We start from the raw sequence: 19,360 nt of genomic DNA, 5'->3' as shown, positions 1-19,360 counted from the left end.
CCTGCCGGGCATCTCCCCCTCAAGGGGGGAGATCGGACGTCGCGACCGTTTTCGCCAATTTTCGACGTTAGAGAAAAAGCTGTGAAGTTGAAGCTGCCAATCTCCCCACTTGAGGGGGAGATGTCCGGCAGGACAGAGGGGGGCGCTGTCCCGCTGGCGTCAAAGGAGAGCCTACTCCCCAAGCGCGACGGCGTCCGTAATCTCGAAGCGCTCGGCCTCGCCGACGCGGATCATGTTGAGTCTGCCCTCCCGAGTGAAGCGGAAATTGCCGTCCGCATCCGAGCCAGCCGGCTGGCCGCCGCGGAAGGAAATAACGCGCGTGCCGCCATCGGGCCAGGTGACCGTGACGTCTACGCTGTCGCTGCCCTTGCGCATGACACTGACCTCGCAACGCGTCATCGGCTCGCCGACATAGCGAGCGCAAGGAATCTCGCTGGCGCCGGGGGCGGAAGCGGGCGGGGCGTCCGTCGCCGCCAGTGCGAGGCGGTAGGCATCCTGCATGGCGGCGCGGCCGATTTCGGCGGCGGATTTCGGCGTGCTTTCGGCTGCCGGACCGGCGCCGCCAAGCCGCGCCGTCAGGTCGGGTGGGGCGACTGGCGCCTGGCTCGGGGTATCCGCGCCGGCGGCCACCGCGCTGTTGGCTGAGCCGGTGGTCTGCGTCTGGTCCTGCGCCGAGGCCTGCTCGGCCTCATTGCCACTACCCGTGGAGGCAGCCACCGGTGCATCGGCAGGTCTTGTCTCGCCTTCGACATAGGGGGCCGGATTGAGGGGGATGAGGTAGCGCGCCGGCGCCCATCCGCTCAGCTTCTCCTTGCCCGTGCTCTCGACCTTGCACCATTTGTAGCCGTTGATGTCGTTGCAGCCGAGATTGGTGACCCTTTCGCCGCCGGTCAGGCGAGTCTCGACCTTGGCGATCGGCGATGCGGTGGTGCGGAGATTGAGAAGATCGTCCGGCGCCAGGCCGGTCACGATGGAAATGACGAGATCCGGCGCCTCTTGGGCCATAGTGGGAGCAATGGCCGGCCATGCCGCCATCAGCAGCGGAGCGGCAATCAGCGCATGCAGGGTTGTTCGGAGCGTAACTGTGCGCCTCATCGTTTGGCCGTGCGCTGATACCTAGAGACACCATGCCGCGGCGGATCGAGCCCGCCGCGTGCCCGGCCGGTTTTATAAGGGACGACGCGCCGCCATGTAAGCCCGAAAATTCGGCTGCCGATTCACCTGTGCCAGCCCGGCCCGCCAGACTGTGGGCCAGTTCAGCCGGGCGGCATGAACGCAAGAGCGTTCAGCCGGACATGAACGCGATGCGTTCAGCCAGATATGAACCCAGTCCCGAGCGCGCGAGCCCATTCCGGCCGGCCCGCCTGTTCAGCCTGGCGCGCCGCTGCCTCATGGTTGTAGTCGACGGCGATGGCTTCGAAGCGGTCGGGCTGGCCCGCGCCACCCAAGGTGACGATGCCGTAGCGGGCATGCGGCGAGCCCTGCTCGGAGACATGTGCCGGCGGCGTCGGATCGTCATAAGCGGGGCAGCCGATGCTGCCCGGATTGAAGATGACGGGACCATCGGGGACGCGGATCAGTTCCGCGCGGTGGCTGTGGCCGCACAGCGCGATGCGGCAGGCGGGGTCGAGCGCCTTCAGCCGGCGCCGGATCGCTGCCAGCGGCGCGCGCACCAGCTGGCCATTGACGATCGTATCGAGCAGATATTTTTCGTCATGGTCGGGGCGGGCATGGAAGGCGGTGACGCCCGGCGCGATCTCCAGCGTCAGCGGCTGGGCGAAAAGCACCTGGCGCTGTGCCTCGGTCAGCCGCTCCTGCGCATAGACATCGGAGGCCCACATGGTCTCGTCGGCCGGATCGGCGGCGACGCGGCGGTCGTGGTTGCCGCGCACCGTCGGCAGGTTGAGCGCCTCCAGCCGTTCCATCGTTTCGCGCGGCCATAGCGGGCCGGAAACGCTGTCGCCGAGATTGACGGTCAGATCAGCACTGCCGCGCAGGCGCAGATCCTCCAGAACGGCGTCCAGCGCCAGGACGTTGCCATGGATATCGGCGAGGACGGCGATGCGCATTGGGGGAAGGCTCCGTGGGTTGACGAATGTCTGGTTGGAAGGGCGACGCTAGCAGGACTTGGGTTCCTCGCCCCCACGGGAGTGGGGGAGGTGGCTCGGCGAAGCCAAGACGAAGAGGGGGCTTGGCGCTGCCACTCAGCATTTAGAAGAAGACCCCAGCATTTAGAAGAAGACCCCAGCATCTAGAAGAAGACCCCAGCATCGTGCAGCCCCCCACTCCGGCCGCTGCGCGGCCACCTCTCCCCCGCTTCGCGAGGGAGAGGAAAAGGGTCAGGCGTGCACTTCGATATCGTGGCTGCCGACCGCCGGCAGTGCGGGATCGTCTCCGGCGGCGGCGATGACGCTGTCGAGCAGGCCGGGGAAGCGGGCGTCGAGGTCGGCGCGGCGCAGCGAGATCATGCGGTTGGTGCCGGCCACTTCGGCGCGGGTGACGCCGGCCTCGCGCAGTTTGGCCAGGTGGTAACTCAGATTGGTCTTCGAGCCGAAATTGAGGAACTGGCTGCAGTTCAGCGGCACGCCTTGCTTGCTGGCGAGATAGCGCACGATGGCGAGCCGCGTCGGGTCGCCGAGCACGCCGAGCACGATCGGCAGACTGATCTGGTCCGTATTGGGGTGTGGCAAGGTCATGGCTCGAAACTAAGCACAGTCGGGGCCGATTTCAACGCATCTGTCCTTCTGTGCCCGTATACACCGTTTCTCCGTTCGCGGCCATGCCAACCGACCGTGCTGACACAGGGCTGTCAGGAGGGTTCAACTATTTTCCGCTGGCTTCATTGACATGATGCCCTGTTATGTCCAATTGTTCAATAACTCTTGAACTAAGGACACCGCTCCATGGACAAGCGCCTCTACTGGCTTGCGCTCGGATCGTTCACGATCTCGACCGAAGGCTTCGTCATCTCCAGCCTTCTGCCCGACATCGCGGCGGACGCCGGCATTTCCATTCCGCTGGCCGGCACGCTGATCACCGCCTTCGCGCTTGCCTATGCGGTCGGCACGCCGATCCTGGCGACGCTGACCGGCGAATGGGACCGGCGCCGCGTCATCCTGTGGACGCTGGTGTTCTTCGTGCTCGGCAACATCGCCGCCGCCTTGAGCTCCTCCTTCGAGCTGCTGTTGATCGCGCGCATCGTCATGGCGCTGTCGTCGGGCCTGTTCGCGGCGACCGCGCAGGGCACGGCGGTGGCGCTGGTCGATGACCATCACCGGGCGCGTGCCATCGCCGTAGTCGTCGGCGGCACCACGGTGGCCGTTGCCCTCGGTGCGCCGCTGGGCGCGCTCGTTGCCACCGTTGCCGGCTGGCGCGGCACCTTTTTTGCCATCGCCGGCCTTGGCGCGCTTGCAGGCGCGATCCTGTGGTACCGGCTGCCGCAGGGCATCGTTGGCACCAGGCTGCCCTTGAAGCGCAGGCTGGCGGCCGCGCTGCGTCCCGGCGTGATGCCGATCCTTTTGACGACAGTGCTGGCGCTGATCGGCGCTTTCACCGTCTTTGCCTATGTCGCGCCGCTCGCCATCGAGGGCGGCGGTCTCAGCCAGATCGCGCTGCCCGGCATGCTGCTCGCCTTCGGCGTCGGCGCCGTCATCGGCAACATTGGCGGCGGCCAGGCTGCCGACCGGTTCGGCGCGACCCGCACCGTCGGCTGGTCGCTGGCGCTGAGTGCCGGCATGCTGGTCTTGCTGTCGGTCATCCCGGCCTTCCTGCCGCACCATATTGCCGGGCCGGCGCTGATGGCGATGATGGTGCCGTGGGGTATCGTCGGCTGGGCGTTCCCACCGGCGCAGGCCAGCCGCATCATCAAGCTGGCGCCCGATGCCGCCCCGATCGTGCTGTCGCTCAACGCCTCGGCGCTCTATCTCGGCGTCGCGCTGGGCGCCGTGGTCGGTGGTGCGGTGCTGCGCTACGGCGCGCCGGCCGATCTCGGCCTGGTCGCCGCGATCTTCCCGATCATCGGGCTTGGCATCGTGGTGGCCGGCCGCTGGGCGGCTCGGCCTGTAGAGATGCCTGCCGAGTAGACCCTTCATAAATCCGTCGGCCGGCTCAGTTGGCCGGCGGTAGATCAAAATCCAGCGCGGCGATGTCATCCAGCGCCGCGCGCAGCCATTCCGCCTGTTCCTTGCCGACGACATCCTCCAAACGCTGCTGGGCGACATGCCATAGCTTCATCGCTTCGTTGAGCTTCACCAAGCCTTGCGGCGTCAGCCGTACGCGCTTGATGCGGCGATCGTCCGGGTCGGCGAAGGTCTCGACATAGCCGTCGCGGATCAGCGGCTTCAGCGTATGACCGAGCGCCGACAGGTCCATGATCAGCGACGCGGCGATGGCGCTCATTGCCGGTTCGTCGCCGATATGGATCTGGTAGAGCAGGCCCTGCTGCGTGGCCTTCAGGCCCGAAGGCTGCAGCACATCATCATACAACTGGCCGAGCTTGCGCGCCGCACGGCGCAGCGCGGCGTTGTTGCAGAGCGTGAGGCCGGGCAGGGTGTTGTCCTTTGACATGATGGGTCCTTGGCGTCGGCGAATGATGCCCGGCCGCTGCCTCTCAAATAATCCCCGCTCCAATCATTGACAAGATAGTGGCATATGCCTATTTCACGATTAGTGGTATATGCCACTAAATAAGATCAAATGGCTTTGCCGGCAGTGCGAGGGCGATTGCCCACGGTGCCGGCGGCCAGTCGAAAACGAAGCAAATCAGTCGAAGAAGGAACAGGACAATGAGTGGACAGAGCAACAAGGGCACGGCGGTCGTCACCGGTGCTTCGGCAGGCATCGGCGCGGTCTATGCGGACCGGCTGGCAGGGCAGGGCTACGATCTGGTGCTGGTGGCGCGGCGCGCCGACCGGCTCGAGGAACTGGCCGAGAAGCTGCGTCGCGCTTACAGCCATAAGGTCCGCGTGATCAGCGCCGATCTCGCCGACGACAATGACGTCCGCCGCGTCGAGCAGACAATATCAGCCGACGACAGCGTGACGCTGCTGGTCAACAATGCCGGCATTGGCGGTGCGCAGGTGGTGGCGACGGCCGACGCCGATGCGGCGGAGCGCATGATCAAGGTCAATGTCATCGCCTTGACGCGCCTGACCCGCGCCGTGCTGCCGGGGTTTTTGGCGCGCAACCGCGGCGCCGTCGTCAACATCGCCTCGGTGCTCGCCTTCGACACCTCGTTCGGCGGCATCTACAGCGGCACCAAGGCCTATGTCGTCAACTTCACCGAGGCCTTGCAGCGCGAAGTCGCTGATACCGAGGTAAAGGTGCAGGTGGTGCTGCCCGGCGCGACCCGGACGGATTTCTGGGAAATTGCCGGCGGCGATATCGACCAGCTTCCGAAGGAAATCATCATGACGGCCGACGATCTGGTCGATGCCGCACTTGTCGGCCTTGCCAGGGGCGAAGCCGTCACCGTGCCGGGACTTGCCGACGCCGCCAAGCTGGAGACTTTCCTCGGCGCCCGGCAAGCCTTCTACGGCAGCCTGCACGCCGACAAGCCAGCGGCACGCTACGCGGCTTGAGTCGGAATTAGGAAGGCTGGTTCGCTTCGCGAACAAGTACCCCCACCCCGCTCACTTCGTTCGCGACCCTCCCCACAAGGGAGAGGGTGAAGGCGCGCCACCCTCTTTGAGGCTTGGAAAAGGCACGCTCCCACCTCCCCCTTGTGGGGAGGTCGGACCGAAGGTCCGGGTGGGGGTGCTGCGCTGACCTTGCAGGACTTGGCGTCTTCTTCCCAATTCCGTGGCCGTCTATGCCGACCGCCACATCGGGATGATCGAGGCGGCCAGCATCAGCCCCAGCACGATGTTGAGCGCGCGCCATTGCCATTCGGTCTTGAGCAGCCGGGCGAGCAGCATGCCGGCCACGCACCACAGCGACAGCGAGGCGGCAGCGGCGAGGCCGAAGATGGCGCCGAGCAGCAGCGCGAGTTGCATCGGCCCGCTGGCCAATGCCGCGAACGAGGCCGCCGCGCCCAACCCCATCGCCCAGCCCTTCGGGTTCATCCATTGAATGCCGGCGCCGCCGAGAAAGCTGTTCGGCCTGGCCATGCTCACATCCAGATTGGGCGGCCCGCTACGGCCGATCTTGATCGCCAGCCAGAAGAGATAGAGCGAGCCGGCTATCTTCATCACCAGCTGCAGCGAGGGCACGGCAAGCAGCAGGCCGGCAAGCCCGGCCGCGGCGGCGCCCGTCACGGTGGCGAGGCCGGCGGCGCTGCCGACCAGCAAAGGCACGGAACGGCGAAAGCCGAACTGCGCGCCGGACGCCGTCGACAGGGTCGTGGCGATGCCGGGCGTCGTGGTGGCAACGATGGCAAACAGGATGAGCGGGATGATGGGCTCTAGCATGGGCGTCCTTCTGGAGGCTCCATGGTAGGCTCCGATTGGCATCAGTAAATGCAATGTTTGCTATGCTAAACATTAGCATCTAAAATGCTAGCCATGATCCGAAATCTTGACATGGCGCTGATCCGCACCTTCGTCACCGTCGCCGACAAGGCCAGCATGACGGCGGCCGCCAACGCGCTGCACCTGACGCAGGGTGCTGTCAGCCAGCAGGTCAAGCGGCTGGAGGAGGCGCTCGGTTCCAGCCTGTTCGAGCGCGACCGGCGCGGCTTGCGGTTGACGCGCGCCGGCGAACAGCTGTTCGGCAAGGGCAAGCGGCTGTTAGGCCTCAATGACGAAATCTGGGCCGAAATGGCTGAGACACCGGTGGCCGGCCAGGTGCGGCTCGGCGTGCCTTACGACCTTGTCGGCACCTTGTTGGCGCCGGTGCTGAAGACCTATGCCGAGACCTATCCGCAGGTCGAGATATCGCTGGTCTGCGCCTCGTCGCCGGAACTGACTGCTGCCCTTGCGGCCGGGACCATCGACCTTGCGGTGATCGAGGAACGCGTCGGCCCGTCGGTGGGCGAATGCCTTGCCATCGACCGGCTGGTCTGGGTCGGCGCCAAGGGCGGCGTTGCCCGCGCCAAGCGGCCGTTGCCGGTCTCGATCGTCGCCGACACCTGTGCCTTCCGCCCGGCGGTGCTGGCGGCGCTCAGCGAACATGGGCTGGAATGGCGCACGGTGTTCGAAAACGGCAACATCGACGCGACGACGGCGACGGTGCGTTCCGACCTCGCCGTCACCACCTGGCTGGCCTCCACCGTGCCGGCCGATCTCGACATACTGCCATCGGAGTCCGGGCTGCCGCCGCTGCCGAATTTTGCCATCAACCTACATTTGCCCAGGCATGGGGTAGGGCCGGCGGCACAGGAATTCGCGCGGTATATCCGCGATGGTCTAGCGCGGCGGCCGCAGGCGGCTTGAACCAGGCAGAACTTGGGTTCCTCTCCCCCGTCGATCGGCTAGGGCATATACATATCTCGGTGCGGCGGATTGACTCGCCTTGGCTGGGTCGGATTCCGCGAATGCCTGAGGTATGATTTTTTCTGCGACGGTCTGATTTGCAAGGATTGTCGCCGATGTCGTGCCCGTCGTGGTCATTAGGTTTGTTTGGAGATCGCCGCCTCGATAAAGGGGGGCGTCGCTGCTCCAAGGCATGGTGCTGCGCGAAACGGTGTGCTTGCGCCAGCTTTCTGGCGGCAACCATTCCGAGGAGATCCGCTATGGGCGCTTTCTCGGCAATGATGCGGTGACGGTCGAGCGGGTGATTGAAGGCTGGAGCCAACCGACGCGGGTTGCAGTGGACGGCCGGCATGTTTTGGCGCTGCAAGACACCAGCGAGATCAGATTCCCAACGACGCAGGACAACCGGCGCGATCTTGGCAGGATCAAGAAGGGCAATTGCTGGGGCATGCTGCTGCATCCGATGCTCGCCCTTGATGCCGAGCGCGGTTCTTGCCTTGGTCTTGTGGGCGGGCGGGTTTGGACACGGGGCGATGAAGAGCTGCCACCGCACGCTGATCGCTCGTTGAGCGAGAAGGAATCGTGCCGCTGGGTCGAAACCGCGCAAGCGGCCAAGCCAGTGCTGGCCCGGGCCCGTATGGTCACTTTCATCGCCGATCGTGAGAGTGACTTTTATATGATGTGGGCGCGTGTGCCGGATGGCTCTTTCCACGTGCTGACACGCGTCATGCATGACCGCGCACTGCTTTCGGGCACAACGCTGCGCCGTGCCGTGCAGGAGGTGGCGTTCAGTGACACCCAGGTGATCGAGCTGCGCGAACGGGCCGACCGCCCGGCGCGTCGAGCCGAGCTTTGCTTGCGCTTTGGCGAAGCCACGATCCGGCGGCCGGGCAACCTGCGCGAGGCCAACCTGCCCAAAGGCGTGACGCTGCGCTGGGTCGAAGTCATCGAGACGGCTGCGCCCGCCGACGTGGAGCCGCTTCACTGGCTGCTGCTGACCACCCATGCGGTGGCCACACCCTCCCAGGCCTGGCAGATCGTCGACTGGTACAAGCAGCGCTGGGTCATCGAGCAGTTCTTCCGGGTGATGAAGAGCCAAGGCTTGAAGATCGAAGACAGCCAGCTGCAATCGGCCGCGCGCTTGGAAAAGCTCGTCGCCATCGCCGCCAAGGCCGCCATCATCGTCATGCAGCTCGTGCAGGCCCGCAATGGCCAAGGCGATCAACAGGCGAGCCTCGCCTTCACGTCCAACGAGATCGATACGCTCTCGGCGATCGAGACACGCTTCAAGGGCAAGACGCGGCTGCAATCCAATCCCTACCCCAAAAACTCACTCGCATGGGCGGCCTGGATCATCGCAAGGCTCGGCGGCTGGAACGGTTATGCCTCCTCAAGGCCACCAGGCCCTATCACCTTCTACAACGGCTTGGCCTACTTCCGTGCCTGTGCCGATGGTTGGGCCTTGCGAGATGTGTATATGCCCTAGCCTCCGGAGGGAGAGGAAGGGAGCCAAGGTCGGCGAACTCGCGCCGTTCCTCTCCTCCGTCGACCGGACCACATTCGCGGAGGGAGAGGAACCCAGGTCCTGCAAAGCTATTTCCAGTTCTTGCGTCTTTCGATCTCGGCCTTGGACGGCTTTTCCGTGGCAAACGACCCAACCTTGATCTCGCCTGATCGTTCGTAGGTCGCCATGATGACGCCGGTGCTGGAAGTCTGCGACTTGATAAGCTTGAAGGCGGCCGGCATCGCGCTATCGCCGAACAGCCGCTTGCCCTTGCCCAGCAACAGCGGGAAGATCATCAGCCGGATCTCGTCGATCAGCCCGTTGGCGAGCAGGGTCTGGATCAGATTGCCCGATCCCTGGATGAGAAGGTCAGGTCCATCTTCCTGCTTCAGGCGGCGCAACGTCGCGACGATATCCGGCCCGAGCGATTGCGTGTTCTGCCAGGTCAGAGTGTCCGGCCGATGCGTCGCCACATACTTGGTCGCAGGATTGAAGGCATCCGCGATCGAATCTTTCTGATACGGCCAGTACGCGGCGAAGATGTCGTAGGTTCTGCGGCCGAGCAGCAGGGCGAAGGGTTTGGAGAATAGTTCATCCATTGCCGCGCCCGCCACCTCGTCAAAGTAATGGAAGGTCCAGCCGCCGAACTTGAAGCCGCCGACCGGGTCCTCTTCCGGACCGCCGGGTGCCTGCATGACGCCGTCGAGGCTGACGAATGTCGCAGCGATGATCTTTCTCATTCCAATGCTCCCGTTTCTTCGATCCACGCCGTCGTGGCCGGACTTCAACCCAAGGACGGGCGACCAGTCACCGGTCCGACAAGACATATGAAATTTTGGCAAACCACGGTCATTTGCGAGGTCCGGTGCGCGGTCTGGCGTCGAGACTTTTCGACGAGAACCAGACATCGCCTGATATGGCGGTGGCGGTGTCGTCCGGCGCCTTGTCCTGCACCAGCCAGATCGAGCGGCTTTGCGCGGCCTGCTCGCGCGTCGGGATCATCGCCGCGGGGTCCGCGACCGAGGCGCCGACACATGGAATGAACCAGGAGCGCATGAACGGATCGCAGGCGAAGCCTTTTTCGGTGCGGGTCACCATCACCGCCAGCGGGACGCGCTCGGCCGGGCGCCAAGGGAAGATCATGCGACCGCCCGGCCGCAACGCCTTCAGCCATCCAGCCGGTGGTGATGTGACGCCGGCATTGACATAGATGATGTCGGATGGCGGCAACGTCGCCGTCACGGCATCGCCATGGATGACGGTGACTTCTTCATAGGTTTCGAGATTTTTCCGCGCCAGTTCGGCCAGGTTTTCGTCGAGTTCGAAAGCGGTGACGGTGCCGCCAGGCGAAACCAGCCTGGCCAGCACCGCGGTGTAGTAGCCGGTGCCTGCGCCGATATGGGTGACGGCCTCACCGGGTTTCGGTGCAAGCTTTCCGATCCACATGGCGTGCAGGAACGGCTCGCCATTGTTGATGCCCTTGTCGTCGTCGAGTGCCACCAGCACATTCTGGTAGATGTGGGCCGGATCGGCGCTCGGCGTCGTGACCCTGCCGTTGCCGGCGATGATCGTCCACGGCCCGGGACCAAGAAAGGCTTCGCGCGGCACCTCGGCGAACACCGCCTCCAGGCGTGGATCGGGCGAGCCGGCATTGGCGGCCATCAGCCGCGCGTAGAATTTCCTGATATCTTCGATCCGGGTCATGCTGCCGAGAACATAGCGCGGATCGCCGATTTGTCGCGAGGCTACCTCTGCGCAGAGGGGTAGCCGGTTTCCGGGCGACGCGGAGTTCAGCCGACCCCGAACATGGTGTCGTAGAGCAGCTTGAAGTTGAGCGACAGGATGACGGCCGCGACCACCCAGGCAAGGGCTGCGACGCCGCGCGGAATGGCGAGGTTGCCCATCTTCTTCTTGTCGGAGACGAACTGCACCAGCGGGATGACCGCGAAGGGCAGCTGCATCGACAGGATTACCTGGCTGAACACCAGCAACTGGCCGGTGCCCTTTTCGCCATAGAGCGCGGTGACGATCACCACCGGGACGATGGCGAGGCCGCGCGTCAGAAGCCGGCGTGCCCAGTTGGGGATGCGCAGGCGCAGGAAGCCTTCCATGACGATCTGGCCGGCCAGCGTCGCCGTCACTGTCGAGTTCAGGCCGGAAGCCAGCAGCGCCACCGCGAACAGGATCGAGGCGATGCCGAGGCCGAGCAGCGGCGACAGCAGCTCGAAGGCCTGGCCGATCTCGGCGACGTCCTGGTGGCCGGTGTTGTGGAAGGCGACCGCCGACACGATCAGGATCGAGGCGTTGACGAACAGCGCCAGCATCAGGGCGATGGTCGAGTCCGTCGTTGCCCATTTGATGGCGTCGCGCTTGCCCTTGTCGGTGCGTTCATAAGCGCGGGTCTGCACGATCGAGGAGTGCAGATAGAGATTGTGCGGCATGACGGTGGCGCCGATGATGCCGATGGCGATGTAGAGCATCGCCGGATTGGTGACGATTTCCGACGACGGCACGAACATGGCATGCAGGATCGAGCCGGCCGGCGGGGCGGCGACGAAGATCTGGATGGCGAAGCAGCTGAAGATGATGACCAAAAGCGCGATGACGAAGGCTTCGAGATAACGAAACCCCTTGTTCATCAGGAGAAGCACCAGGAAGGCGTCGAGTGCCGTCAGCACCGCGCCGCCGATCAGCGGGATGCCGAACAGAAGCTGCAGCGCGATCGCGGTGCCGATGACCTCTGCCAGGTCACAAGCAATGATGGCCAGTTCGCAGGCGATCCACAGCACGAAGTTGACCGGACGGGGATAATAGGCGCGGCAAGCCTGGGCAAGGTCGCGGCCGGTGGCGATGCCGAGCCGTGCTGCCAGTGCCTGCAGCAGGATCGCCATCAGGTTCGACAGCATGATGATGAACAGCAGCGTGTAGCCGAACTGCGCGCCGCCGGCGAGGTCGGTCGCCCAGTTGCCCGGATCCATGTAGCCGACAGAGACCATGTAGCCGGGGCCCATGAAGGCGAACAGGCGACGGAACCAGACGCCCGAGTTCGGCACGGCGATGGAGGAATTGACTTCCCGCAGACTGGGCTGCTCGTCCTCGTCGGGCCTGGCGAACCGCCATGAGGAACGGAGGACTGTGGCTTCGGCTTCAGACATGAGGGGAGGGCTTTCCGCGAGACTGGGCGATGTTCCTTAAGCTATGCCATGGCTCAACATTATGCAATATGCTATATTTCATTGTTTGTGCTTTTTATCAGGCTGCTGTCAACGCGAAAGGGGCACGCCCGTTGCACCTGCTGCGGAATGCAAATAAACGGCCTGAAGAATCAGAGCCCGTGCTATGAATGCATGGACAGCAAAAGCCTCGGGGAGGAGCGCGTATTGGCGCTGAAGAACAGACCGGTCCCGCGCGAAAAGCCGCTGCCTGACGCCGAAATTCATTCGCAGGGCTTTCGGCAGACGCGCGAAGCGCGCCGCAGCGCGCTGGTCGAGGATTATGTCGAGCTGATCGCCGACCTGATCGAGGACGGCAACGAGGCGCGCCAGGTCGACATCGCCGCACGCCTCGGCGTCGCCCAGCCGACGGTGGCCAAGATGCTGACCAGGCTTTGCGCGGACGGTCTGGTGTCGCGAAAGCCCTATCGCGGCGTGTTCCTGACCGATACCGGCCGCAAGGTCGCGGAGGAAAGCCGCATTCGCCACCAGACGGTGGAAGCCTTCTTGCGTTCGCTCGGCGTCAGCGCCGAGACCGCGCGCATCGACGCAGAGGGCATCGAGCACCATGTCAGCGCCGAGACCCTGGAAGCATTTCGCAAGGCGATGACGGTGGCGCGCTGAGCCGCACCCGCCACCGGATTTGCCGAGCCGCCGGAACCGCCGCACGCCCCGCACGTTGCTCCTGACATCGCGCTGATGTCGCGCGAAAGGGAGGAAGCGATGGGCGTTGAACAGGCACCGACCACAAAGGGCAAGCAGGCGGCCAAGGGACTGAAACAGGCGGCGGCGAGGGATGAGCGCAAGACCGAGGCCGAAACCGGCCATCCGCTGAAAAAGGGCGCGGCGCGTTTCGAGGAACGGTCGAAAAGTTCCGACGGCAAGAGCGCCGGCGCCAAGCAGAAAGATTAGACGTCTGCCAGGCTGACGTCAGTGGTTCTGGGCGAAAGCCGTCTCCGAGACGTGATGGCGGCGCGTTCAGCAAACCGTTCTCTCACTCACGGACATCCTGAACCCAGCTGCGCGGGTGGCCGTCGACGCGGAACTGGAAGATGAAATAGGGCGGAATGCAGGTGCCCTTGCCGGCTTTCGCTTCCGCCAGGTCGTCGTAGCCCGCCGTGCAGATATAGTCCTCGCGGCAGGGATGGGACTTGTCGCAGGCGCGCAGGCCGGCGGTCTTGGTGAACTCCCTGGTGCAGAATTTGTGGTCCTTGCCGGACGCGATGCAGTCGTTGAAGCCGGTCTTGGCCAACCTGCCGCACGTCGCCTCGTCGGGTAGCTTGTCGCAGCTTGCCTTGCGCAGCATTCCGCCGGGAAAGCCGCCAGTCTTCTGTTGCGGGTTGTCGTAGCGCTGGCGTGCGGCGCCATAGCCGGCGAGCTTGACCAGCGGCTTCTTGTCCCGGCCGGGGTCGATGGCGCAGGCCTTGGCGGTGGCCGGCGAGAGGCGGCAATACCGGTCGTCGCCCCATGTCGACATTTTGATCTCGCCGAACTCGACGGGGTCACCGACTGCGGTGCCGGCCTCGCTGACGCAGGTGCCGAAGCCCGGATGGATGGCGCTTTCATGGACGCCGGCGCAGCGCAAGCCCGCGCCGCAGCTCCAGTCCTTGAAGCTCAAATCCTCGCCGCGATAGCAGATCGAGCCCCAGCCATTGTAGAGGTCGGTGCCTTTCAGCGCCTCGGCATACTTCGCGTCAGGACGGGCGGCGAAGCCGCGCGCAAAGTCCGGGTGGCCGCCGGCGGCGAACTGCTCGACGATGGCGCGGCGGCGCGGCAGGTCGGCGAAGAACACGGCAGAGCCCGGAACGAAGACGGCGTTGCGGCGCGGTTCGCTGGCCGGATCGGCGCCGGTATAGTGGAAGCCGGCAATGCCATGTGTCTGATGGCAGCCGGTGCAGCTCATGTCGTTGAGGCGCAATTCGAAACCGGCCACCGATTTGATGGTCGAGAGTGTGTTGCCTTTGGCGACATAGTCCTTCAGCGCCTTGTCTATGTCGGCATCGTCGACCAGCCCGTAGGCGATGTTGTTCTGCGACCGGCTGAGGCCGCCGGGTGCGACGGAGACGGCGCTCCTGGCCAGGAACTTTTCGTCGATCACCAGCCGGCCATGATCGAGGTCGTAGATGTTGCGGTCGGTGAGCAGCCATTTGGCGAAGGACGGCTTGTCGGCCAGCACAATGGCGCGGTCGATCTGGTTTTCCATCTTCGCTTCATAGAAGCTGGACGTGGCCGGATCCCATTTGAAGATCTTCAAGAGGTACTCGGCATGGCCGCCGAAATCGCGCCGTGTCGAGGCGGACAGGCGCAGCACCTGCATGTTGAGTTCGAGCCGCATGATCTGCGAGGCGTTCAGCATGGCACCGGAGAGCGGCCCTTCGTCGGAGCGCAGCCAGGCCGCCAACTGGTCGGGTGGAAGATCCTTTCGCCCGGCGGCAAGCCAGCGCGTGGCGATGTCGGCGCAGGACACGTCGGTGGCGTGTGGCAAGTCCTTCGAGGCGCGGGCCTGTGCTTGGCGAGGCTTGGCGTTGAACACCAGGCTCATGGTCAGCGGCAGGCGCGAGGAAATGCGCTGGCCCGCCTTTCCCTTGGCCGGCTTTTCCGCCACCGAATAGTGGAAGCGGTAGATCAGCCGGATCTCGCCGCATTCGGTGTGGCCGAGATAGCCGCGATCCATGCGGTTGACGACGCCGGTGAGATCCAGCGTCGAGCCGTCGTCGTCGATGTATTTCGGATTGAATTTCTGGCTGGTGTCTTTTGACTTCGCCATATCAGCGACATAGGGGTCGGGACTGGTCTTCGGCTCGTCGGCGATCTGCTGTTTGACTGTGTCGCGCACCGTTGCCAAAGCCGGCACCGAAAACAGGCCGCGATTGTCGACCTCGCGTGTGAGACCGAGTGCGGGTCCGAGCAGACGGCTGATCGACAGGCCGCCGCGCTCGAGCGCCTGCAGCGTCTCAGGGTCGGTTACGGCGACGCTGGAATCGAGCGTGACTGCAGGGGCAGACCCGATGCCAAAACAAGTCAATGCCGTCAGCAACAGCAGGAATTGGCCGATCGTCCGCAAGCGCCCCTCGCTTCCAAAGAGAACCGGACACTAGCGGTCTTCCATAGTCTCGGCCATGGGGACGATTGCAACGGCCAGCCACTTGCCGCAACGAACTTGAGAAAGTCGGCCCAACGGCGAGCGCCTGATGATCTGGCGTTGTAATCACTCGTCGGCTTTCATGGCCAAAGGCCGTCGAAAAATGCTGTGACTTGGCGCAACCATTGGGATAATTGTTTGTTGGGTTGAGCCCCGGAACAACGGGGAAGTTCGCAGCGCGAGGAGTTGCCATGCTCTGGAAGGGCCGTCGTCAGAGTGACAATATCGAGGACGACCGCAGCGGCGGACTCGGCGGCGGCAGCCCTGGCCAGTTCCGCATTCCGATCGGCGGTCGTACCGGTGGTGGTGGCAGCATCTTCCTCGTCATCCTGGTGGTGCTGGCCGGATGGTATTTCGGCTTCGATCCGTCGACGATCCTGGGTGGTGGCGACGGCGGACTGGCGCCGGGCGGTGGCGGCCAGATTACCGAGGACAGCGGCTCGGGTACGCCCGCCAATGATGAGATGAAGCAGTTCGTGGCGACCGTGCTGGCTGAGACCGAGGACACCTGGACCGGCATCTTCAAATCGCAGGGGCTGACCTATGAGGACCCGAAGCTTGTGCTGTTTTCCGGCCAGGTCCGCTCGGCCTGCGGCTTTGCCTCCGCGGCGGCCGGGCCTTTCTATTGTCCCGGCGACCACAAAGTCTATCTCGACATGACCTTCTTCCAGCAGCTCGACCAGCAATTCGGCGCTTCGGGCGAGTTCGCGCGGGCCTATGTGATTGCGCATGAGATCGGCCACCACGTGCAGAACCTGACCGGCATCATGTCCAAGTTCAACCAGATGCGGCAGAGCATGGGCGAGGCCGAGGCCAACCAGATGTCGGTGCGCATCGAGCTCCAGGCCGACTGCTTCGCCGGCGTGTGGGCCCATTACACCGGGCAGAAAGGCATATTGGAGCAGGGCGATATGGAAAGCGCGCTGAACGCCGCCAAGCAGATCGGCGACGATACGCTGCAGAAGAAGATGCAGGGCTATGTCGTGCCGGAAAGCTTCAACCACGGCACCTCGCAGCAGCGGCAGACCTGGCTGGCACGCGGTTACCAGAGCGGCAAGCTTTCGGATTGTAACACGCTGAGCGGCCCGATTTGATAGCCGCTTCCGGCACTGACCTGACGGCCAAGCGCCGTCAGGGGATGTCAGGATAAACGAATCCGGCCTGTTCCCTTATTGTTCCTTGCTGCGGGCTCGCCTATAAGCCGCCTGCGCCCCAGGCGAGCAGAGGAGCTTGACCCATCATGATCGACCCCAAAACCGCCAGACGGGGCCTTGCGCTCGTCTTCACCACGCTGCTGCTCGACATTATCGGTTTCGGCATGATCATGCCGGTGCTACCGGCCTATCTCAGGGAATTGACCGGGGTCAGCATCAGCGGCGCGGCGATCGAAGGCGGCTGGCTGCTCTTCGCCTATGCGGCGATGCAGTTCGTCTTCGCGCCTATTATGGGCGGCTTGAGCGACCGGTTCGGACGGCGGCCGATCCTGCTCGCCTCGGTGCTGACGTTTTCCATCGACAATCTGATCTGCGCCGTCGCCTGGTCCTACCCTATGCTATTCATCGGGCGTGTGCTGGCCGGCATTTCGGGCGCCAGCTATTCGACCACTTCAGCCTTCATCGCCGATATCTCGAACGATGAGAACCGGGCAAAGAATTTCGGCCTGCTCGGTATCGCGTTTGGCGTCGGCTTCGTCATCGGGCCGGTTCTGGGCGGGCTGCTCGGCACGTTCGGGCCGCGCGTGCCGTTCTATTTCGCCGCCGGGCTCGCCTTCGTGAATTTCCTGATTGCACTGTTTTTCCTGCCGGAAACGCTCGATGACAAACACCGCCGCCGCTTCGAGTGGAAACGCGCCAATCCGGTCGGCACGCTCCTCCAGATGCGCCAATACAAAGGCATCGGCTGGATCGGGCTTGTCTTCTTTCTGATGACGCTCGGGCACATGATGTATCCGGCGGTCTGGTCGTTCGTTTCTAATTATCGCTATGGCTGGAGCGAGCAGCAGATCGGCTTCTCGCTCGGCGCCTTCGGCCTGTGCGGGGCGATCGTCATGGCGACGGTGCTGCCGCGCGTGATCCCCAGGCTTGGCGAGTGGAAGACGGCGGTCATCGGCCTGACATTCACGGCAGCCAGTGCCTTTGGCTACGCTTTCGCGTCGCAAGGCTGGATGATCTATGCGGTGATCGTCGTCGGCTGTCTCGAAGCGCTGGCCGATCCGCCGTTGAGGAGCCTCGCCGCCGCCAAGGTGCCGCCTTCGGCGCAGGGCGAACTGCAGGGCGCGATGACCTCGATCTTCTCGATCACCTCGATCATCACACCGCTGCTCTATACGGCGATCTTTTCGTGGTTCACCGGGCCAAGCGCGCCGGTGACCTTCGGTGGCGCACCCTATCTGGTTGGCGCATGTTTCCTGATGCTGGCGCTTGTCGTCTTCGTCACGAAAGTGGCGAGGCCGGCGGCGCGCGCAAATGTCACCGCCGGCGTCGCCGAAGATGGAGCGCAGGTGTGAGTCACAGCCGCATTGCGCTCACCAGGGACGGACATCCTGGAAGCCAGCGAAGGCCGGTCGGTGGCTGGACGTTCCGATACGTTTGCTGTGAAGCGCCAATCGTGCCTGACGTTGGAGGACGGGCAGGCAGATGAGGGGCAGCGCTAATGGATCGAGTTAAGCCCGCTCGGCCAGCAATTCCTCGCCGCGCTTTTCACGGATCAAATTGACGAAGCGGCGGAACAGATAGTGCGAATCCTGCGGGCCGGGCGAAGCCTCGGGGTGATGCTGGACCGAGAACACCGGTCGGCCGGTGAGCGTGATGCCGCAGTTCGAACCATCGAACAGCGAGACGTGGGTCTCCTCGACGCCTGATGGCAGCGAGTCGGCATCGACGGCAAAGCCGTGGTTCATCGAGACGATCTCGACCTTGCCGGTGGTGTGGTCCTTGACCGGATGGTTGGCGCCATGATGGCCCTGATGCATCTTGGCGGTCTTGCCGCCCAGCGCCAGCGCCAGCATCTGGTGGCCGAGGCAGATGCCGAACACCGGAATGTCGGTCTTCAACAGGTCCTGGATGACCGGCACGGCATAGTCGCCGGTGGCTTCCGGGTCGCCGGGGCCGTTGGAGAGGAAGATGCCGTCCGGCTGCATGGCGAGGATTTCTTCAGCGCCCGTCTTGGCCGGCACCACGGTGACCTTGGCGCCAAGGCCGGCGAGCAGGCGCAATATGTTGCGCTTGACGCCGTAGTCGATGGCAACGACGTGCATGGAGGGCTCCGCCTGTTCGCCAAAGCCTTCGTTCCACACCCAGGGCGTCTCGCGCCAGACCGAGGACTGGCCCGACGTGACCTCCTTGGCGAGGTCGAGTCCGATCAGGCCCGACCATGCGGCCGCGCGCCGCTTCAGATCGTCGAGGTCGAACACGCCGTCGGGCGCATGCGCGATGACGGCGTTGGGCATGCCCTTTTCGCGGATCAGCGCGGTCAGCGCGCGGGTGTCGATGCCCGACAGCGCGACGATGCCGCGCTTCTTCAGCCACTGGTCGAGACCGGTGCCGGCGCGGTAGTTGGACGGGTTGGTGACATCGGCCTTGAACACGGCGCCGACGGCGCCGGCACGGGCGGCCGGATTGAGGTCCTCGATGTCCTCGTCATTGGTGCCGATGTTGCCGATATGCGGGAAGGTGAAGGTGACGATCTGGCCGGCATAGGACGGGTCGGTGAGGATTTCCTGGTAGCCGGTGAGCGCTGTGTTGAAGCAGACTTCGGCGACGGCCGAGCCGGTGGCGCCGAGGCCGCGACCTTCGATGACGGTGCCGTCGGCCAGCACCAACAGGGCTGTCGGCTTTTCCGTTGCCCAGGCGGGCGTCGAGGCGGCGGTCATCTCGGCCATGGCGGCACTCCTATCGGGCTGCGCGCTTCCATCGGCCCGGCGGGCCATCCGCGCAGCAAACGGCGCCAAGCAGCGAATACGGTGCTTCCACGCAGACAAGCTTCAGTTCATGCAAGGCCCAGTACATAGGGGAAGGGGGCAGGGCGGTCAATGATCATGCTAAATGCGGATCCGATTTATTTCATCAAGCAATATCAGAGGCTTGCCCTGACA

18 protein-coding genes are annotated in these 19,360 nt (G+C 64.3%); 8 read left to right on the top strand and 10 right to left on the bottom strand.

Annotated elements, in window-relative coordinates; all coding sequences use genetic code 11:
- Positions 1-171 precede the first annotated feature (171 nt).
- From ACFOJ9_RS23910 to ACFOJ9_RS23900, 3 genes are all read right to left on the bottom strand, one after another.
- A complete protein-coding gene (locus ACFOJ9_RS23910) occupies positions 172-1,095 on the bottom strand; it encodes an SH3 domain-containing protein (protein ID WP_378981925.1) in 924 nt (307 codons plus the stop codon).
- 215 nt (positions 1,096-1,310) lie between these two features.
- Positions 1,311-2,069 carry a metallophosphoesterase family protein gene (locus ACFOJ9_RS23905; protein WP_378981923.1) on the bottom strand — a complete coding sequence of 253 codons (759 nt, stop codon included), beginning with the start codon at positions 2,067-2,069 and terminating at the stop codon, positions 1,311-1,313.
- Positions 2,070-2,339: 270 nt separating this feature from the next.
- Positions 2,340-2,696 (bottom strand): ArsR/SmtB family transcription factor, encoded by a 357-nt coding sequence (locus tag ACFOJ9_RS23900; protein ID WP_378981921.1) that lies wholly within the window; start codon positions 2,694-2,696, stop codon positions 2,340-2,342.
- 207 nt (positions 2,697-2,903) lie between these two features.
- Here ACFOJ9_RS23900 and ACFOJ9_RS23895 point away from each other — a divergent pair, with 207 nt between their 5' ends.
- Positions 2,904-4,082, top strand: a complete 1,179-nt coding sequence (locus ACFOJ9_RS23895; RefSeq protein WP_378981919.1) for an MFS transporter — start codon at positions 2,904-2,906, stop codon at positions 4,080-4,082.
- A 25-nt stretch (positions 4,083-4,107) separates the two neighbouring features.
- On the opposite strand, the gene ACFOJ9_RS23890 is transcribed toward ACFOJ9_RS23895, so the two are convergent.
- Positions 4,108-4,566: a MarR family winged helix-turn-helix transcriptional regulator gene (locus ACFOJ9_RS23890; RefSeq protein WP_378981917.1), complete on the bottom strand. Its 459-nt coding sequence runs from the start codon at positions 4,564-4,566 to the stop codon at positions 4,108-4,110.
- Positions 4,567-4,784: 218 nt separating this feature from the next.
- Here ACFOJ9_RS23890 and ACFOJ9_RS23885 point away from each other — a divergent pair, with 218 nt between their 5' ends.
- The gene (locus tag ACFOJ9_RS23885; RefSeq protein ID WP_378981915.1) at positions 4,785-5,579 is read left to right on the top strand and encodes an SDR family NAD(P)-dependent oxidoreductase; all 795 of its coding nucleotides are present in this window, start codon (positions 4,785-4,787) and stop codon (positions 5,577-5,579) included.
- Between the two features lie 228 nt (positions 5,580-5,807).
- On the opposite strand, the gene ACFOJ9_RS23880 is transcribed toward ACFOJ9_RS23885, so the two are convergent.
- The gene (locus ACFOJ9_RS23880) at positions 5,808-6,407 is read right to left on the bottom strand and encodes a LysE family translocator (protein WP_378981913.1); all 600 of its coding nucleotides are present in this window, start codon (positions 6,405-6,407) and stop codon (positions 5,808-5,810) included.
- Positions 6,408-6,500: 93 nt separating this feature from the next.
- Between ACFOJ9_RS23880 and ACFOJ9_RS23875 the strand changes: the two genes are divergently transcribed.
- Together ACFOJ9_RS23875 and ACFOJ9_RS23870 are read left to right on the top strand one after the other, a co-directional pair.
- Positions 6,501-7,370 carry a LysR family transcriptional regulator gene (locus ACFOJ9_RS23875; protein WP_378981911.1) on the top strand — a complete coding sequence of 290 codons (870 nt, stop codon included), beginning with the start codon at positions 6,501-6,503 and terminating at the stop codon, positions 7,368-7,370.
- Positions 7,371-7,602: 232 nt separating this feature from the next.
- Positions 7,603-8,895 (top strand): IS4 family transposase, encoded by a 1,293-nt coding sequence (locus ACFOJ9_RS23870; protein WP_378979481.1) that lies wholly within the window; start codon positions 7,603-7,605, stop codon positions 8,893-8,895.
- A 107-nt stretch (positions 8,896-9,002) separates the two neighbouring features.
- On the opposite strand, the gene ACFOJ9_RS23865 is transcribed toward ACFOJ9_RS23870, so the two are convergent.
- The 3 genes from ACFOJ9_RS23865 to ACFOJ9_RS23855 all read right to left on the bottom strand — a co-directional run bounded on the left by ACFOJ9_RS23865 (position 9,003) and on the right by ACFOJ9_RS23855 (position 12,068).
- Entirely contained in the window at positions 9,003-9,653 is a 651-nt protein-coding gene (locus ACFOJ9_RS23865; RefSeq protein WP_378981909.1) for a dihydrofolate reductase family protein, read from the bottom strand.
- Positions 9,654-9,762: 109 nt separating this feature from the next.
- Positions 9,763-10,617, bottom strand: a complete 855-nt coding sequence (locus ACFOJ9_RS23860; RefSeq protein ID WP_378981907.1) for a protein-L-isoaspartate O-methyltransferase family protein — start codon at positions 10,615-10,617, stop codon at positions 9,763-9,765.
- Positions 10,618-10,703: 86 nt separating this feature from the next.
- Positions 10,704-12,068, bottom strand: a complete 1,365-nt coding sequence (locus ACFOJ9_RS23855; RefSeq protein WP_378981905.1) for an Nramp family divalent metal transporter — start codon at positions 12,066-12,068, stop codon at positions 10,704-10,706.
- A gap of 225 nt (positions 12,069-12,293) precedes the next feature.
- Here ACFOJ9_RS23855 and mntR point away from each other — a divergent pair, with 225 nt between their 5' ends.
- Together mntR and ACFOJ9_RS23845 are read left to right on the top strand one after the other, a co-directional pair.
- The gene (gene mntR / locus ACFOJ9_RS23850; RefSeq protein ID WP_378988008.1) at positions 12,294-12,749 is read left to right on the top strand and encodes a manganese-binding transcriptional regulator MntR; all 456 of its coding nucleotides are present in this window, start codon (positions 12,294-12,296) and stop codon (positions 12,747-12,749) included.
- 99 nt (positions 12,750-12,848) lie between these two features.
- A complete protein-coding gene (locus tag ACFOJ9_RS23845; RefSeq protein WP_378981903.1) occupies positions 12,849-13,037 on the top strand; it encodes a hypothetical protein in 189 nt (62 codons plus the stop codon).
- An 82-nt stretch (positions 13,038-13,119) separates the two neighbouring features.
- On the opposite strand, the gene ACFOJ9_RS23840 is transcribed toward ACFOJ9_RS23845, so the two are convergent.
- Entirely contained in the window at positions 13,120-15,189 is a 2,070-nt protein-coding gene (locus tag ACFOJ9_RS23840) for a hypothetical protein (protein WP_378981901.1), read from the bottom strand.
- A 269-nt stretch (positions 15,190-15,458) separates the two neighbouring features.
- Between ACFOJ9_RS23840 and ypfJ the strand changes: the two genes are divergently transcribed.
- Both ypfJ and ACFOJ9_RS23830 read left to right on the top strand, forming a co-directional pair.
- A complete protein-coding gene (gene ypfJ, locus ACFOJ9_RS23835; RefSeq protein WP_378981899.1) occupies positions 15,459-16,361 on the top strand; it encodes a KPN_02809 family neutral zinc metallopeptidase in 903 nt (300 codons plus the stop codon).
- A 146-nt stretch (positions 16,362-16,507) separates the two neighbouring features.
- A complete protein-coding gene (locus ACFOJ9_RS23830; RefSeq protein WP_378981897.1) occupies positions 16,508-17,773 on the top strand; it encodes a TCR/Tet family MFS transporter in 1,266 nt (421 codons plus the stop codon).
- A gap of 156 nt (positions 17,774-17,929) precedes the next feature.
- On the opposite strand, the gene carA is transcribed toward ACFOJ9_RS23830, so the two are convergent.
- On the bottom strand, positions 17,930-19,147 hold the full coding sequence (carA, locus tag ACFOJ9_RS23825) for a glutamine-hydrolyzing carbamoyl-phosphate synthase small subunit (RefSeq protein WP_378981895.1): 1,218 nt from the start codon (positions 19,145-19,147) through the stop codon (positions 17,930-17,932).
- Positions 19,148-19,360: the final 213 nt, after the last annotated feature.

The organism is Mesorhizobium cantuariense, from assembly GCF_042647205.1.
GTDB lineage: Bacteria > Pseudomonadota > Alphaproteobacteria > Rhizobiales > Rhizobiaceae > Mesorhizobium > Mesorhizobium cantuariense.
The sequence above is the reverse complement of the archived record's forward strand: the minus strand, read 5'-3'. Positions and strand labels throughout refer to the sequence as shown.

Excerpts from the sequence above, each read along its gene's own strand:
- ACFOJ9_RS23890 (WP_378981917.1), bottom strand. The coding sequence starts at position 4,566 with ATGTCAAAGGACAACACCCTGCCCGGCCTCACGCTCTGCAACAACGCC.
- ACFOJ9_RS23855 (WP_378981905.1), bottom strand. The coding sequence starts at position 12,068 with ATGTCTGAAGCCGAAGCCACAGTCCTCCGTTCCTCATGGCGGTTCGCC.
- ypfJ (WP_378981899.1), top strand. The coding sequence starts at position 15,459 with ATGCTCTGGAAGGGCCGTCGTCAGAGTGACAATATCGAGGACGACCGC.
- ACFOJ9_RS23885 (WP_378981915.1), top strand. The coding sequence starts at position 4,785 with ATGAGTGGACAGAGCAACAAGGGCACGGCGGTCGTCACCGGTGCTTCG.
- ACFOJ9_RS23880 (WP_378981913.1), bottom strand. The coding sequence starts at position 6,407 with ATGCTAGAGCCCATCATCCCGCTCATCCTGTTTGCCATCGTTGCCACC.
- carA (WP_378981895.1), bottom strand. The coding sequence starts at position 19,147 with ATGGCCGAGATGACCGCCGCCTCGACGCCCGCCTGGGCAACGGAAAAG.
- ACFOJ9_RS23830 (WP_378981897.1), top strand. The coding sequence starts at position 16,508 with ATGATCGACCCCAAAACCGCCAGACGGGGCCTTGCGCTCGTCTTCACC.
- ACFOJ9_RS23865 (WP_378981909.1), bottom strand. The coding sequence starts at position 9,653 with ATGAGAAAGATCATCGCTGCGACATTCGTCAGCCTCGACGGCGTCATG.
- ACFOJ9_RS23895 (WP_378981919.1), top strand. The coding sequence starts at position 2,904 with ATGGACAAGCGCCTCTACTGGCTTGCGCTCGGATCGTTCACGATCTCG.
- ACFOJ9_RS23870 (WP_378979481.1), top strand. The coding sequence starts at position 7,603 with ATGGTGCTGCGCGAAACGGTGTGCTTGCGCCAGCTTTCTGGCGGCAAC.
- ACFOJ9_RS23905 (WP_378981923.1), bottom strand. The coding sequence starts at position 2,069 with ATGCGCATCGCCGTCCTCGCCGATATCCATGGCAACGTCCTGGCGCTG.
- ACFOJ9_RS23910 (WP_378981925.1), bottom strand. The coding sequence starts at position 1,095 with ATGAGGCGCACAGTTACGCTCCGAACAACCCTGCATGCGCTGATTGCC.
- ACFOJ9_RS23875 (WP_378981911.1), top strand. The coding sequence starts at position 6,501 with ATGATCCGAAATCTTGACATGGCGCTGATCCGCACCTTCGTCACCGTC.
- ACFOJ9_RS23845 (WP_378981903.1), top strand. The coding sequence starts at position 12,849 with ATGGGCGTTGAACAGGCACCGACCACAAAGGGCAAGCAGGCGGCCAAG.
- ACFOJ9_RS23860 (WP_378981907.1), bottom strand. The coding sequence starts at position 10,617 with ATGACCCGGATCGAAGATATCAGGAAATTCTACGCGCGGCTGATGGCC.
- ACFOJ9_RS23900 (WP_378981921.1), bottom strand. The coding sequence starts at position 2,696 with ATGACCTTGCCACACCCCAATACGGACCAGATCAGTCTGCCGATCGTG.